At 62.0% G+C, this 14,256-nt stretch carries 17 protein-coding genes; 8 read left to right on the top strand and 9 right to left on the bottom strand.

The genetic code is table 11. From position 1 onward, the window contains the following. Positions 1 to 120 precede the first annotated feature (120 nt). Together ACLH0I_RS05380 and tldD are read left to right on the top strand one after the other, a co-directional pair. Entirely contained in the window at positions 121 to 984 is an 864-nt protein-coding gene (locus ACLH0I_RS05380; RefSeq protein WP_411386497.1) for a carbon-nitrogen hydrolase family protein, read from the top strand. 5 nt (positions 985 to 989) lie between these two features. Further along, on the top strand, positions 990 to 2,432 hold the full coding sequence (tldD, locus tag ACLH0I_RS05385) for a metalloprotease TldD (protein WP_186710681.1): 1,443 nt from the start codon (positions 990 to 992) through the stop codon (positions 2,430 to 2,432). A 145-nt stretch (positions 2,433 to 2,577) separates the two neighbouring features. On the opposite strand, the gene yjgA is transcribed toward tldD, so the two are convergent. Then, positions 2,578 to 3,102 (bottom strand): ribosome biogenesis factor YjgA, encoded by a 525-nt coding sequence (gene yjgA / locus ACLH0I_RS05390; RefSeq protein ID WP_014336624.1) that lies wholly within the window; start codon positions 3,100 to 3,102, stop codon positions 2,578 to 2,580. A 108-nt stretch (positions 3,103 to 3,210) separates the two neighbouring features. On the opposite strand from yjgA, the gene pmbA reads away from it, so the two are divergent. The 6 genes from pmbA to ACLH0I_RS05420 all read left to right on the top strand — a co-directional run bounded on the left by pmbA (position 3,211) and on the right by ACLH0I_RS05420 (position 8,587). Further along, entirely contained in the window at positions 3,211 to 4,557 is a 1,347-nt protein-coding gene (gene pmbA, locus ACLH0I_RS05395; protein WP_207963246.1) for a metalloprotease PmbA, read from the top strand. Positions 4,558 to 4,817: 260 nt separating this feature from the next. Next, positions 4,818 to 5,213, top strand: a complete 396-nt coding sequence (locus ACLH0I_RS05400) for a FagA protein (protein ID WP_411386498.1) — start codon at positions 4,818 to 4,820, stop codon at positions 5,211 to 5,213. Beyond that, positions 5,206 to 6,582 (top strand): class II fumarate hydratase, encoded by a 1,377-nt coding sequence (locus ACLH0I_RS05405; RefSeq protein WP_411386499.1) that lies wholly within the window; start codon positions 5,206 to 5,208, stop codon positions 6,580 to 6,582. The genes ACLH0I_RS05400 and ACLH0I_RS05405 overlap by 8 nt, the downstream gene beginning before the upstream one ends. 28 nt (positions 6,583 to 6,610) lie before the next feature. Continuing rightward, the gene (locus ACLH0I_RS05410; protein WP_250964707.1) at positions 6,611 to 7,051 is read left to right on the top strand and encodes a hypothetical protein; all 441 of its coding nucleotides are present in this window, start codon (positions 6,611 to 6,613) and stop codon (positions 7,049 to 7,051) included. 2 nt (positions 7,052 to 7,053) lie between these two features. Then, entirely contained in the window at positions 7,054 to 7,677 is a 624-nt protein-coding gene (locus ACLH0I_RS05415) for a superoxide dismutase (protein WP_411386500.1), read from the top strand. Between the two features lie 19 nt (positions 7,678 to 7,696). Next, positions 7,697 to 8,587, top strand: a complete 891-nt coding sequence (locus ACLH0I_RS05420; RefSeq protein WP_411386501.1) for a ZIP family metal transporter — start codon at positions 7,697 to 7,699, stop codon at positions 8,585 to 8,587. A 167-nt stretch (positions 8,588 to 8,754) separates the two neighbouring features. On the opposite strand, the gene ACLH0I_RS05425 is transcribed toward ACLH0I_RS05420, so the two are convergent. The 8 genes from ACLH0I_RS05425 to lptC form a co-directional block, all read right to left on the bottom strand. After that, positions 8,755 to 9,030 (bottom strand): HPr family phosphocarrier protein, encoded by a 276-nt coding sequence (locus ACLH0I_RS05425; protein ID WP_053118478.1) that lies wholly within the window; start codon positions 9,028 to 9,030, stop codon positions 8,755 to 8,757. Positions 9,031 to 9,045: 15 nt separating this feature from the next. Then, positions 9,046 to 9,903 carry an RNase adapter RapZ gene (gene rapZ, locus ACLH0I_RS05430; protein WP_003178001.1) on the bottom strand — a complete coding sequence of 286 codons (858 nt, stop codon included), beginning with the start codon at positions 9,901 to 9,903 and terminating at the stop codon, positions 9,046 to 9,048. Between the two features lie 2 nt (positions 9,904 to 9,905). Beyond that, positions 9,906 to 10,370, bottom strand: coding sequence for a PTS IIA-like nitrogen regulatory protein PtsN (ptsN, locus tag ACLH0I_RS05435; RefSeq protein WP_186708763.1), 465 nt, complete (start codon positions 10,368 to 10,370; stop codon positions 9,906 to 9,908). Positions 10,371 to 10,382: 12 nt separating this feature from the next. After that, positions 10,383 to 10,691 (bottom strand): ribosome hibernation-promoting factor, HPF/YfiA family, encoded by a 309-nt coding sequence (hpf, locus tag ACLH0I_RS05440; protein WP_003178005.1) that lies wholly within the window; start codon positions 10,689 to 10,691, stop codon positions 10,383 to 10,385. A gap of 77 nt (positions 10,692 to 10,768) precedes the next feature. Next, on the bottom strand, positions 10,769 to 12,262 hold the full coding sequence (locus ACLH0I_RS05445) for an RNA polymerase factor sigma-54 (RefSeq protein WP_186708766.1): 1,494 nt from the start codon (positions 12,260 to 12,262) through the stop codon (positions 10,769 to 10,771). 164 nt (positions 12,263 to 12,426) lie between these two features. Further along, complete coding sequence (lptB, locus tag ACLH0I_RS05450; RefSeq protein ID WP_018614004.1) at positions 12,427 to 13,152, bottom strand: LPS export ABC transporter ATP-binding protein; 726 nt, start codon at positions 13,150 to 13,152, stop codon at positions 12,427 to 12,429. Beyond that, complete coding sequence (gene lptA / locus ACLH0I_RS05455; protein ID WP_186708793.1) at positions 13,152 to 13,697, bottom strand: lipopolysaccharide transport periplasmic protein LptA; 546 nt, start codon at positions 13,695 to 13,697, stop codon at positions 13,152 to 13,154. The genes lptB and lptA overlap by 1 nt, the downstream gene beginning before the upstream one ends. Then, a complete protein-coding gene (lptC, locus tag ACLH0I_RS05460; RefSeq protein ID WP_250964713.1) occupies positions 13,684 to 14,253 on the bottom strand; it encodes an LPS export ABC transporter periplasmic protein LptC in 570 nt (189 codons plus the stop codon). Before lptC ends, lptA begins: the two co-directional genes overlap by 14 nt. Between the last annotated feature and the right edge of the window lie 3 nt (positions 14,254 to 14,256).

The raw sequence follows: 14,256 nt of genomic DNA on the forward strand, positions 1-14,256 counted from the left end.
TGTGGGAGCGAGCTTGCTCGCGATAGCGGTGGGTCAGCAAAGGAAATGTGACTGATACACCGCAATCGCGAGCAAGCTCGCTCCCACAGGGGCAGTGATGCAAAAAATGAGGGAAGTACCATGCCAGTCGCCGTGATTCAAATGGTCAGCCAAAGCGATGTGCTCGCCAACCTGGCCCGTGCCCGGGTGCTGCTGGAGCAGGCTGCCGCTGGCGGTGCGAGGCTGGCGGTGCTGCCGGAGAATTTCGCGGCGATGGGGCGGCGGGACGTGGCCGACATCGGGCGTGCCGAAGCCTTTGGTCAGGGACCGATCCTGCCCTGGTTGAAACAGGCCGCCCGTGACCTCAGGTTATGGATTGTGGCCGGCACGCTGCCGTTGCCACCCAAGGACCAGCCCGAGGGCCGGTCCCATGCCTGTTCGTTGCTGGTCGATGACCAGGGCCAGATCGTCGCGCGTTATGACAAGCTGCACCTGTTCGATGTGGACGTGGCGGACAATCGCGGGCGCTATCGGGAATCGGATGACTATGCTTATGGGGCCAACGTGGTGGTGGCCGATACCCCCGTCGGCCGGGTGGGCCTGACGGTCTGCTATGACTTGCGGTTCCCGGAGCTCTACAGCGAACTACGCGCTGCCGGGGCCGAGCTGATCACGGCGCCGTCGGCGTTTACCGCGGTGACCGGCGCGGCCCATTGGGACGTGCTGATCCGCGCCCGGGCCATCGAGACCCAGTGCTACGTGCTGGCGGCCGCCCAGGGTGGCGTGCATCCGGGGCCTCGGGAAACCTTTGGCCATGCGGCGATTGTCGACCCGTGGGGCCGCGTGCTGGCGCAACAGGATCAAGGCGAGGCCGTGCTGGTGGCCGAGCGCGACAGCAGCGAACAGGCGTCCATCAGGGCGCGCATGCCGGTGGCCAGCCATCGGCGCTTTTTCTCGCAGGGCGCTCGACAGCGACCTGTCCAAGACGACGAATTCAAGGCGTAAAACATATGAGCGGGTTGTTGTCCTCAGTCAGTGAACACCTTTTAGCCCCCGGCGGCGTGACCCTCGAAAGCCTGCAAGGCGTGCTGGGCGACCTGGCCGGCCCGGGTATCGATGCCGCCGACCTGTATTTCCAAGGCCAGATCTCCGAGTCCTGGTCGCTGGAAGACGGCATCGTCAAGGAAGGCAGTTTCAACCTCGACCAGGGCGTGGGCGTGCGTGCCCAGTCCGGCGAAAAAACCGGTTTTGCCTACAGCAACGCCATCACCCTCGAAGCCCTCGGCGCAGCGGCCCGTGCGGCCCGCTCGATCTCCCGGGCCGGGCAGAACGGCACGGTCCAGGCATTCAGCAGCCAGGACGTGGCGCAGCTCTATGCCCCGGACAACCCGCTGGAAGTCATGAGCCGCGCCGAAAAAGTCGAGCTGCTCAAGCGCATCGACGTCGCCACCCGCGCCCTCGACCCACGCATCCAGCAAGTGTCGGTCAGCATGGCCGGGGTCTGGGAACGGATCCTGGTGGCCTCCACCGACGGTGGCCTGGCGGCGGACGTGCGGCCATTGGTGCGTTTCAACGTCAGCGTGATCGTCGAGCAGAACGGCCGTCGCGAGCGCGGCGGCCATGGCGGCGGCGGGCGCACCGACTACCGTTATTTCCTCAGTGAAGACCGCGCCATGGGCTATGCCCGCGAAGCACTGCGCCAGGCGTTGGTCAACCTCGAAGCCATCCCGGCCCCGGCCGGTACATTACCCGTGGTGCTCGGCTCCGGCTGGTCCGGCGTGCTGCTGCACGAAGCGGTGGGCCACGGCCTGGAAGGCGACTTCAACCGCAAGGGCAGCTCGGCCTACAGTGGGCGCATGGGGGAAATGGTCGCCTCGAAACTCTGCACCATTGTCGATGACGGCACCCTGGCCGGGCGTCGTGGCTCCCTGAGCGTCGACGATGAAGGCACGCCGACCGAATGCACCACGCTGATCGAAAACGGTGTGCTCAAGGGCTACATGCAGGACAAGCTCAACGCCCGATTGATGGGTGTGGCCCGCACCGGCAACGGTCGCCGTGAGTCTTATGCACACCTGCCGATGCCGCGCATGACCAACACCTACATGCTGGGTGGCCAGAGCGATCCGGCGGAGATCATCGCCTCGGTGAAAAAAGGCATTTATTGCGCCAACCTCGGCGGTGGCCAAGTGGACATCACCAGCGGCAAATTCGTGTTCTCCACCAGCGAGGCCTACCTGATCGAAGACGGCAAGATCACCGCACCGGTCAAGGGCGCGACCCTGATCGGCAACGGGCCGGAGGCGATGAGCAAGGTGTCGATGGTGGGTAACGACCTGTCGCTGGACAGCGGGGTGGGTACGTGCGGCAAGGACGGGCAATCGGTGCCGGTGGGCGTCGGCCAGCCGACCCTGAAGATCGATGCGATAACCGTGGGTGGCACGGGCGCATGAACATATTCACGTGCCCCGTGGCGAGGGAGCTTGCTCCCGCTGGGCTACGCAGTAGCCCAAATGCGGTTGCTACGCAACCGAGCGGGAGCAAGCTCCCTCGCCACGGTAACAGTCACCCCGTGGAGGGGCGTGAAGCGGGTGAAACTCAACGCAGGCCGCGTTGAGTCTCGTCCAGCTCACGGATGTACTTGAAGATTTTACGGCTCGAGGCCGGTGGCTTGTTCTGCGCCAGTTCGTGCTGGGCCTGACGGATCAGGGAGCGCAATTGCTGGCGATCGGCCTCCGGGTAGTCGATGACGAACTTTTCCAGGGTGCCGTCGTCGCCTGCGATCAAGCGATCGCGCCAGCGTTCCAGGTTGTGGAAGCGTTCGTTGTACTGCCGGGTGGAGGCATCGAGTTGATCGAGCAGCACCAGGATGGCGTCAGTGTCCTGGTCGCGCATCAGTTTGCCGATGAATTGCAGGTGCCGTTTACGCGCGATATTCGCGGTGTGCTTGGGCGCATCGGCCAGGGCCCGGCGCAAGGCGTCGGTCAAAGGCAGTTTGGCCAGCAAGTCAGGCTTGAGTGTTGTCAGGCGCTCGCCGAGGTCAACCAGAGCATGCAGCTCGCGTTTGACCTGGGATTTGCTTTTTTCACCCTCGTAGAGGGAGTCGTCGTAAGAATCAACCATGGTGGCAGTCCGCAAAGAAACGCCGCCATGATAACCAGTCGGGGGCCGCTTGTCCGGCCCGGTCGCTCGATGGCCATCACCGAAAACAGAATTTGAGTGGAGAACACCATGAGTGCAGTTCAAAGCGTCGGCCCGCAAGCATTGCCGGCACTGCAGGAACAGGTCGAGCAGATCCTCGCCGAGGCCAAGCGCCAGGGTGCCAGTGCGTGCGAAGTGGCGGTGTCCCTGGAGCAGGGCCTGTCGACGTCGGTACGCCAGCGCGAGGTGGAAACCGTCGAGTTCAATCGCGACCAGGGGTTTGGCATCACCTTGTACGTGGGCCAGCGCAAGGGCTCGGCCAGCACCTCGGCCAGCGGCCCGGACGCCATCCGCGAAACCGTCGCCGCCGCGCTGGCGATTGCCCAGCACACCTCCGAAGACGAAGCTTCGGGCCTGGCCGATGCTGCGCTGATGTGCAAGGAACTGAAGGATTTCGACCTGTTCCATGCCTGGGACATCACCCCAGAGCAGGCCATCGAGCAGGCACTGCGTTGCGAAGCGGCGGCGTTCGAGACCGACAGCCGGATCAAGAACGCCGACGGCACGACGCTCAATACCCACCAGGGCTGCCGGGTCTACGGCAACAGCCACGGTTTCATCGGCGGTTATGCATCGACCCGCCACAGCCTCAGTTGCGTGATGATCGCCGAAGCCGACGGCCAGATGCAGCGCGACTACTGGTACGACGTGAGCCGCCAGGGCACCTTGCTGGCGGACCCGGTGAGCATCGGCCGCAAAGCCGCGCAACGGGCGGCCAGCCGCCTGGGCGCGCGGCCGGTGCCGACCTGCGAAGTGCCGGTGCTGTTTTCGGCCGAGTTGGCCGGTGGCCTGTTCGGCAGCTTCCTGTCGGCGGTGTCCGGCGGCAACTTGTACCGCAAGTCGTCGTTCCTCGAGGGCGCGCTGGGCCAGAAGCTGTTCCCGGAATGGATGACCATCGACGAGCGTCCGCACCTGATGCAGGCCATGGGCAGCTCGGCGTTCGATGGCGATGGCCTGGCCACCTATGCCAAGCCGTTCGTGGAAAACGGCGAGCTGGTGTCCTATATCCTCGGCACCTATTCGGGCCGTAAGCTCGGCATGCCGAGCACCGCCAATGCCGGTGGCGTGCATAACCTGTTCGTGACCCATGGCGAAGAAGACCAGGCTGCCTTGCTGCGCCGCATGGGCCGGGGCCTGCTGGTGACGGAACTGATGGGCCACGGCCTGAACATGGTCACCGGGGATTATTCCCGTGGCGCGGCGGGTTTCTGGGTCGAGAACGGCGAGATCCAGTTCCCGGTCCAGGAAGTCACCATCGCCGGCAACATGCGCGACATGTTCAAACAGATCGTGGCCGTGGGCAACGACCTGGAATTGCGCAGCAACATTCGCACCGGCTCGGTGCTGATCGAGCGGATGATGGTGGCGGGGAGCTAACGCCTCACCGTGTAAAAAAGGCGCGTCATCCACAGGGGTGACGCGCCTTTTTTGTGCCCGAAGATCCTGTGGCGAGAGCGCTTTTGTGGCGAGGGAGCTTGCTCCCGCTGGACTGCGCAGCAGGCCCCAAGATCTTGCGGTCGCTACGCAACCGAGTGGGAGCAAGCTCCCTCGCCACATTGTTTTTTGTGTCGTTCGTGGTTGTGTTGCTTCTTATTATCATCTAATAATGAATCTCATTAGCCGAGTGAGCCCCGGTCATGAGTTCTGCCCTGCACGAACAACCCTACCTTGAAAGCTGGCGCTGGATGAGTCGCCAGATCCGTTGCGCGATGAACCCGGACGAGCCGCGGCTGATCGAGCACTACCTGGCCGAGGGCCGCTACCTGGCGTGTTGTACCGCCACCTCGCCGTGGATGATTTCCGAAACTGCCTTCCGTTTGCTGCTCGACACCGCCTCGGACGTCGCGCTGCCCTGGCATTGGCGCAGCCTCTGCCTCGACCAGGCCTGGCGACCATTGCGTGACCTCGAACGACAATCACTGTGCCGCTGCCGCCTCAAGCGTTGGCAGCGTCACGCCTGGGCGCTGGCCACCTGTGCCCTGGCGCCGTCGATTCCCCTTATTGAACTGGTGCAAGGATCTCCCGATGAGTAATACCCGTATCGAACGCGACAGCATGGGCGAGTTGCACGTCCCGGTGGACGCTCTCTATGGCGCCCAGACCCAGCGTGCCGTGGAAAACTTCCCGGTCAGCGGCCAGCGGATGCCGGCGCAATTCATCCGGGCCCTGATCCTGGCCAAGGCCGCGGCCGCACGGGCCAACGTAGAGCTGGAGCAGATCAGCGCGGCCCAGGGCAAGGCTATCGTCGATGCCGCCCTGGGACTGCTCGAAGGTCGTTACATGGACCATTTCCCGGTGGATATCTTCCAGACCGGCTCCGGCACCAGTTCCAACATGAACGCCAACGAAGTGATCGCCACCCTCGCCAGCGGCCTGCTGGGAGAGACGGTCAACCCGAACGACCACGTCAACTGCGGCCAGAGCAGCAACGACATCATTCCCACCAGCATTCATGTCAGCGCCGCGCTGGCCTTGCATGAGCAACTGCTACCGGCGCTGTCGCACCTGGTGCAGGTGATCGAGCGCAAGGCGAAAGAAGTCCATCCGTTCATCAAGACCGGCCGCACCCACCTGATGGACGCGATGCCGGTGCGCCTGAGCCAGGTGCTCGACGGTTGGGCCCAGCAACTCAAGGCCAATATCGGCCACTTGCAAGACCTGCTGCCGAGCCTGCAGTCCCTGGCCCAGGGGGGGACAGCGGTGGGCACTGGGGTCAATGCCCATCCGCGCTTCGCCGAGTTGTTCAGCCAGCAACTGACGCAATTGACCCAGGTGCAATTCACCCCAGGCAAGAACCTGTTCGCCCTGATCGGCTCCCAAGACACCGCCGTGGCGGTTTCCGGGCAGCTCAAGACCACGGCCGTGTCGCTGATGAAAATCGCCAACGACCTGCGCTGGATGAATTCCGGGCCGCTGGCAGGCCTGGGCGAGATAGAACTCGAGGGCTTGCAGCCGGGTTCCTCGATCATGCCCGGCAAGGTCAATCCGGTCATTCCTGAAGCCACCGCGATGGTGGCGGCCCAGGTAATCGGCAACGACACGGTGATCACCATCGCCGGTCAATCGGGCAATTTCGAATTGAACGTGATGCTGCCGATCATTGCCCAGAACCTGCTGAGCAGCATCACCCTGATGTCCAGCACCAGCCGCTTGCTGGCGGACAAGGCCATCGCCACGTTCAAGGTCAACGAAGCCAGGCTCAAGGAAGCGTTGTCGCGCAACCCGATCCTGGTGACCGCGCTGAACCCGATCATCGGTTACCAGAAGGCCGCTGAAATCGCCAAGAAGGCTTACCAGCAAGGCCGGCCGGTCATCGACGTCGCCCTGGAACACACCGACCTGACGCGCAGCGAACTCGAAGTCCTGCTGGACCCGGAGAAGCTCACCGCTGGCGGCGTGTAACCCCCGACACCTGTGTGGAGGACTCATCATGGAACACTGGAAACGTACGATCGAACGGGCCAATCGCTGTTTCATCCAAGGCGAGCTGGTGGATGCCCGCGAAGCCTACCTGCAAGCCCTGGCGCTGGCCCAAGTGTTGTTCGAGCGCTGGGCGGACGCCGACGAAGCCGTGGCCGCCTGCGTCGTCTCCCACCACAACCTGGCGGACCTTCACCTGCGCTTGAACCAGCCGGAGGAGAGCGCCGAATACTTGTGCGCGATCCACCAGCGGTTGTTGCAGACAATGCAGGACGAACGGCTGGCACCGGCCTTGCGCGCCGCTGCACAACGCCAGAGCCATAAGACCTATGTCGAACTGCTGAATTTCATCAGCGAGCACGGTGAGTACCCGCGCACCCAACGCCTGCTGCACTGCAATGCCACCACGCCCCGGCAGCGCTATGCCCCTCTTCATCATGGAGTTCATTGAACATGGCTTTTACCTTGCCTGCATTGCCTTACGCCTACGACGCCCTGGAACCGCACATCGATGCGCAAACCATGGAAATCCACTACACCAAGCACCACCAGACCTACATCAATAACCTCAACGCGGCGGTGGATGGCACCGAATACGCCGAATGGCCCGTCGAAAAACTGGTGGCCAGCGTGGAACAGTTGCCACAAAACCTGAAGGCTGCGGTGATCAACCAGGGCGGTGGCCACGCCAACCATTCGTTGTTCTGGGAGGTGATGACGCCCCAGGGCGGCGGCCAGCCCGAGGGCGCCCTGGCGGCGGCGATTGACGCGCAGCTGGGCGGCATCGAGCGTTTCAAGGAAGCTTTCACCAAAGCGGCGCTGACCCGTTTCGGCAGCGGCTGGGCCTGGTTGAGCGTGACCCCGCAAAAGACCCTGGTGGTGGAAAGCAGCGGCAACCAGGACAGCCCGTTGATGAATGGCAACGCGCCGATTCTTGGCCTGGACGTCTGGGAGCATGCCTATTACTTGCGTTACCAGAACCGTCGACCGGAATACATCAACGCCTTCTACAACGTGATCAATTGGCCTGAAGTTGCCCGACGCTATCAGGCAGCGCTGGCTTCAAGTCCTTCATGAACACAACCCAAGGCTGATCATGGACACTCAAACACTGGCGATTGGCGGCGGACGGATGTTCCGCTATGCCTTGGGGTCGCTGTTGCTGTTGGCCGGCATGACGTTGTTGGCGGCCCAGGGCCTGGCGTGGCTGGACCTGGAGCCCAAGCTGTTGCGGGCGCTTCAAGGCGGTGGGTTGTGCGCCTTGGGCACCGCGCTGGGGGCCGTGCCGGTGTTGGTCATTCGACGCATGCCCCAGGCCGTGAGCGATTCATTGCTAGGCTTCGGGGCCGGGGTGATGCTCGCCGCCACGGCGTTTTCGCTGATCGTGCCGGGCATTGCCGCGGCCGAGCAACTGGGGCTCACACCTTGGGCCGCCAGCGGTCTCATCTGTTTTGGCATCATGTCGGGGGCGTTCGGGCTGTACCTGGTGGACCGCAAGGTCTCAGCCAGCCCCGAACGGCTGGTCGCAGCGCCAGGACATCCGATCATTGCGCCGCGGATCTGGTTGTTCGTGTTCGCCATCATCGCCCACAACATTCCGGAAGGCATGGCGGTGGGCGTGTCCGCAGGCGGCGGCATGCCCGATGCCGACAGCCTGGCAATGGGTATCGCCTTGCAGGATGTCCCCGAAGGGCTGGTGATCGCGCTGGTGCTGGCCGCGGCGGGTATGTCGCGGGTGAAGGCGTTCCTGATTGGCGCCGCGTCCGGGCTGGTCGAACCCGTGTTCGCGCTGCTGTGCGCCTGGTTGGTGAGCCTGGCCGAGATGCTCTTGCCCCTGGGTCTGGCGTTGGCGGCCGGGGCGATGCTGCTGGTGGTGACCCATGAGGTCATACCCGAATCCCGTCGCAACGGTTACGAGAAATTGGCGAGCCTGGGATTGCTGGTGGGGTTTTGTCTGATGATGGTGTTGGATACGGCGTTGGCCTGATCCAATCCAGGGGCCATGCGTTTGTGCTGTTGTGGCGAGGGAGCTTGCTCCCGCTGGCCTGCGAAGCGGGCCCCGTTGTGTTTTCCTGCTGTGGATTTACGGCTGCTTCGCAGCCGAGCGGGAGCAAGCTCCCTCGCCACAACAAGCTCGGCTCGAGTCCTGGGGGGTTACTCGCCTTCGTCGAAATAATTGTTGATCAGCGCCACCAGCGCATCCATCGCTTCCTGCGCCTGCTCCCCTTCAGTGCTCAGGTGAATCCTGGTGCCCTTGCCAGCGGCGAGCATCATCATCGCCATGATGCTTTTACCGTCGACGGTGCTCTCGGGCGTACGCCCGACCCTGATCGTGGTATCCGGAAACTTCCCCGCCACACCGACGAATTTTGCCGACGCCCGGGCATGCAAACCCAGCTTGTTGATGATTTCAATTTCCCGAGCAGGCATCGCGATGTGAATCCTTTAGCTGAGGTCGCGGTGGCGAACCTGGACATTCTTCAGGGATTGTTGCAGGAGCTGACCCAGGCGTTCGGTCAGGTAGACGGAGCGGTGATGACCGCCGGTACAGCCGATGGCGATCGTGACATAGGCGCGATTGCTCGCGGCAAAGCGGGGTAGCCATTTGAGCAGGTAGCTGGAAATGTCCTGGTACATTTCCTCGACGTCCGGCTGGGCGGCCAGGTAGTCGATCACTGGTTGGTCAAGCCCGGACTGTTCGCGCAATTCCGGCTTCCAGTAGGGGTTGGGCAGGCAGCGCACATCGAACACCAGGTCGGCGTCCACCGGCATGCCACGCTTGAAACCGAACGACTCCACCAAAAACGCCGTGCCCGGCTCCGGTTGGTTCAGCAGGCGCAGCTTGATCGTGTCACGTAGCTGATACAGGTTCAGGTGCGTGGTGTTGACCTTCAGGTCGGCCAGGTCGGCAATCGGCCCCAGCAGTTGGCTTTCATCGTCAATGGCTTCGGCCAGGGAGCGGTTGGCGTTGCTCAGGGGGTGGCGCCGGCGGGTTTCGGAAAAGCGCTTGAGCAGCGTCTCCTCATCGGCGTCCAGGTACAACACATCGCACTGGATATGCCGGCTGCGCACTTCCTCGAGCAATTCAGGGAAGCGCGACAGGTGGCTCGGCAGGTTGCGCGCATCGATGGACACCGCCACCAGCGGCTGCGCCAGTTCCGTGTGGATCAGGGCGCGCTCGGCCAGTTCCGGCAGCAGGCCGGCGGGCAGGTTGTCGATGCAATAGTAGCCGCTGTCCTCAAGCACGTTGAGGGCCGTGCTTTTACCGGAGCCGGAGCGGCCACTGACGATGATCATGCGCATGTTTAATGACCGTTCTGCTCGTCCAGGACCACCTGGTACAAAGCTTCGTTACTCGGTGCGCTGCGCAGTTTTTCGCGCACTTCCTTGCGGTCCAGCATGCTGGCAATCTGGCGCAGCAGCTCAAGGTGCGCATCGGTCGCCGCTTCCGGAACCAGCAATACAAACAGCAGGTCGACCGGGGCGCCGTCGATGGCGTCGAAATCTATGGGGGTATCAAGGTGCAACAATGCGCTGATCGGCGCGGCACACCCCTTGAGACGGCAGTGAGGAATGGCGATGCCGTTGCCAAAACCGGTGGAACCGAGTTTTTCACGGGCAACCAGGGCCTCGAAGACGTCCTGCATCACCAGATCAGGCACCTCGCGGTGGATCAGGTTGGCAATTTGTTCGAGGGCTTTCTTTTTACTGCCACCCGGCGCGTTCACTTGGGAACGGCCGGGGGTCAGGATGGTTTCTAGTCGGATCATGGATTGGGGGGGTTAACGACCGGTAGCGCCCTGGAGGAGGCTCTGGGTCTTTTCCTTATGCTTTTTGAGTTGGCGATCCAGCTTGTCGGTCAGCAGGTCAATCGCGGCATACATGTCTGTGTGCTCTGCGTTGGCAACCACTTCTCCGCCGGGAATATGCAGCGTGGCTTCGATTTTCTGCAGCAGCTTCTCGACGTTCATCGTGACTTGCACGTTGGTGATCTTGTCGAAATGCCTCTCCAATCGGTCGAGTTTTTCGCCGATGTAGGTGCGCAGGGGTTCGGTCACTTCCAGTTGGTGTCCACTGATGTTGACTTGCATACAGCTTCTCCTTCGTTGCCAGTGCATAAAGCGGCAGGCAGAAATGCCTGCCACTGGAACGCTGTGGCGTGGCCTTGTTACATCAACCGCTTGCGTTCGCTCGAAGGCGCGATCCCGAGGGATTCACGGTACTTGGCGACGGTACGGCGGGCCACCTGAATGCCTTGTGCCTCCAGTAAACCAGCGATCTTGCTGTCACTCAACGGCTTTTTCTGATTTTCCGCAGCCACCAGTTTTTTGATGATCGCGCGGATGGCCGTGGACGAGCATTCGCCGCCTTCGGAGGTGCTGACGTGGCTGGAGAAAAAGTATTTCAATTCATAGATGCCCCGGGGGGTATGCATGAATTTCTGGGTGGTCACCCGGGAAATCGTCGACTCGTGCATGCCCACGGCCTCGGCAATGTCATGCAGGACCAAGGGTTTCATCGCTTCATCGCCGTACTCCAGGAAGCCGCGCTGATGCTCGACGATCTGGGTGGCAACTTTCATCAATGTTTCGTTGCGGCTTTGCAGGCTCTTGATGAACCAGCGGGCTTCCTGCAGCTGATTGCGCATGAAGGTGTTGTCGGCGCTGGTGTCGGCACGCTTGACGAAGCCGGCGTACTGGGCGTTGACGCGCAGCTTGGGCACCGACTCCTGGTTGAGCTCCACCAGCCAGCGATCATTGTGCTTGCGCACGATCACGTCGGGCACCACGTACTCAGGCTCGGTGGATTCGATCTGCGAGCCGGGGCGCGGGTTGAGGCTCTGCACCAGCTCGATGACCTGGCGCAGCTCATCTTCCTTGAGCTTCATGCGGCGCATCAGTTGGCTGTAGTCGCGACCGCCCAGCAGGTCGATGTAATCGGTGACCAGTCGCTTGGCTTCGGCCAGCCACGGCGTCTTGGCGGACAGCTGGCGCAATTGCAGCAACAGGCACTCGCCCAGGTTGCGAGCGCCGATGCCGGCCGGCTCGAACTGCTGGATGCGATGGAGGACGGCTTCGATCTCGTCCAGCTCGATGTCGAGCTCGGGGTCGAAGGCTTCGAGGATTTCCTCGAGGGTCTCGTCCAGGTAGCCCTGGTTGTTGATGCAATCGATCAGGGTCACGGCGATCAGGCGATCGGTGTCGGACATCGGCGCCAGGTTCAGTTGCCACAGCAGATGGCTTTGCAGGCTCTCGCCGGCAGAGGTGCGGGTGGTGAAGTCCCACTCGTCGTCATCGCTGCTTGGCAGGTTGCTGGCGCTGGTCTGGTAGACGTCTTCCCAGGCCGTGTCCACGGGCAGCTCGTTGGGAATGCGTTCGTTCCATTCGCCCTCCTCGAGGTTGTCCACCGTCGGGGCGGCTTCCTGGTAGGACGGTTCCGGGATCTCGGTGTTGGTCTTTTGCTCGACGTTGTCGGCCAGCGGATCGGTGTTATCGAAGTCGTCGCCTTCTTCCTGGCGTTCGAGCATCGGATTGGACTCCAGGGCCTCCTGGATTTCCTGTTGCAGGTCCAGGGTCGACAATTGGAGCAGGCGGATGGCCTGTTGCAGCTGCGGTGTCATCGTCAGCTGCTGGCCCATTCTCAAGACTAGCGATGGTTTCATGGCAGGGGCTTAACACCTTATTCGCCGGCGCACATGCGCCATCCACTACAGGGCGCCGAAGCGCCAAACTTAAGCAAATTATATGCCTGAAACTGAAGTGTTTGCCTAGAGCGTCGCCATAATAAAATCAAACGACGCCTGGGCAATTCGCCAGACGCGTGTGCTTACAGGCGGAACTCATGGCCCAGGTACACTTCCTTGACCAGGTCGTTGGCCAGGATCGCAGCGGAGTCACCTTCGGCGATCAACTGGCCGTCATTGACAATGTAGGCGGTTTCGCAGATATCCAGCGTCTCGCGCACGTTGTGGTCGGTGATCAGCACACCGATGCCCTTGGCCTTGAGGTGATGGATGATCTGCTTGATGTCCCCCACCGAGATCGGGTCCACGCCAGCGAACGGTTCGTCGAGCAGGATGAATTTCGGCGCGGTGGCCAGGGCGCGGGCGATTTCCACGCGACGCCGTTCACCACCGGACAGGCTCATGCCCAGGTTGTCGCGAATGTGGCTGATGTGGAATTCCTGCAGGAGGCTTTCCAGCTCCTGGCGACGGCCGGCCTTGTCGAGTTCCTTGCGGGTCTCGAGGATCGCCATGATGTTGTCGGCCACCGACAGTTTGCGGAAGATCGACGCTTCTTGCGGCAAATAGCCGATACCGGCCTTCGCGCGGCCGTGCATCGGCTGGTGGCTGACATCCAGGTCGTCGATCAATACGCGACCCTGATCGGCCTGGACCAGGCCGACGATCATGTAGAAGCAAGTGGTCTTGCCCGCGCCATTGGGGCCGAGCAGGCCGACGATCTGGCCGCTGTCGATGGACAGGCTGACATCACGCACGACTTGACGGCTCTTGTAGCTCTTGGCCAAGTGCTGAGCTTTCAGAGTTGCCATTACTGGGCCTTCTGCTCGGTTTTCTTTTTAGGCTGGATCACCATGTCGATCCGCGGACGCTGCTCGGTCACCTTGCTGCCGGTGGCGCGACCGGCGCTGGCGAGTTTCTTGTTTGTGTCATAGACGATTTTCTCGCCTTGGGTGACGTTGTTGTCCTTGTCGACGACCTTGGCACGGTCGATCAGGACCACGCGATCCTGGGAGGCGTGGTACTGGATGGTCACCCCGTAGCCTTGTACCGGCTTGGTGTCGCCTGCGGTTTGCATCTGCTCGAAATAGGCCAGGTTGCCCACCGAGGTCACCACGTCGATATCGCCGGACTGGGTGCGGGTGATGGTCACGGTGTTGCCGGTGACCTTCATCGAGCCTTGGGTGATGATCACGTCGCCTTTATAGGTGGCGACGCCATTCTTGTCGTCGAGTTGCGCGTCGTCGGCCTGGATGCGGATTGGCTGGTCGCGGTCGGTGGGAAGAGCCCAGGCGCTCGCGCTTCCCAGTGCTGCGCCCAGACTGAGCAAAATAGGGAGGGTTTTAGCGAGCTTCATACTGTCCTCTTACGTTCGATAGCAGGTGTATCCTGCTTTCCTTCAAATACGCCTTCATTCCCGTGCCAGTCGATACACCCCCGGCGCCGTCGATTCTAACGGGTTGCTCGGTCTGCGCATATTCTTGCTGCGGGAATACCGTCATGCGTGTGCTGGTGATGATGGTCGTACGGTTTTTCTCGTCGGTCCGGGCGATGCGTACCGAGTCGATCAGTTCCACTTCGGTGCCACCGGAATTGACTTCGGCGTGCTCGCTCTGCACATGCCAGGGAAAATCGGTGCCGCGGAATATGTTCAAGTCCGGCTTGGTGACCAGCGTAATGTCAGTGGCCTTGACGTGGTCGACCTTGTCGGACGTCATCTCATATTGCACTTTGCCGTCGGGCAGGTACTGCAGGGTGTGGGTGTTGGTCGCGTACCAGTCGATCTTTTCCTCGACTTGGGCCGCAGGCTGGTCGAGAAACCGTTCAGGGCTGATGTTCCAATAGCCCACCGCGGCGAAAATCGCCGCGATACAGGCAAACACCACAACGGTGCGAATCTTTTTGCTCAGCATAAA

Source organism: Pseudomonas sp. MPB03, from assembly GCF_046605385.1.
Classification (GTDB): Bacteria; Pseudomonadota; Gammaproteobacteria; order Pseudomonadales; family Pseudomonadaceae; genus Aquipseudomonas; species Aquipseudomonas zanjanensis.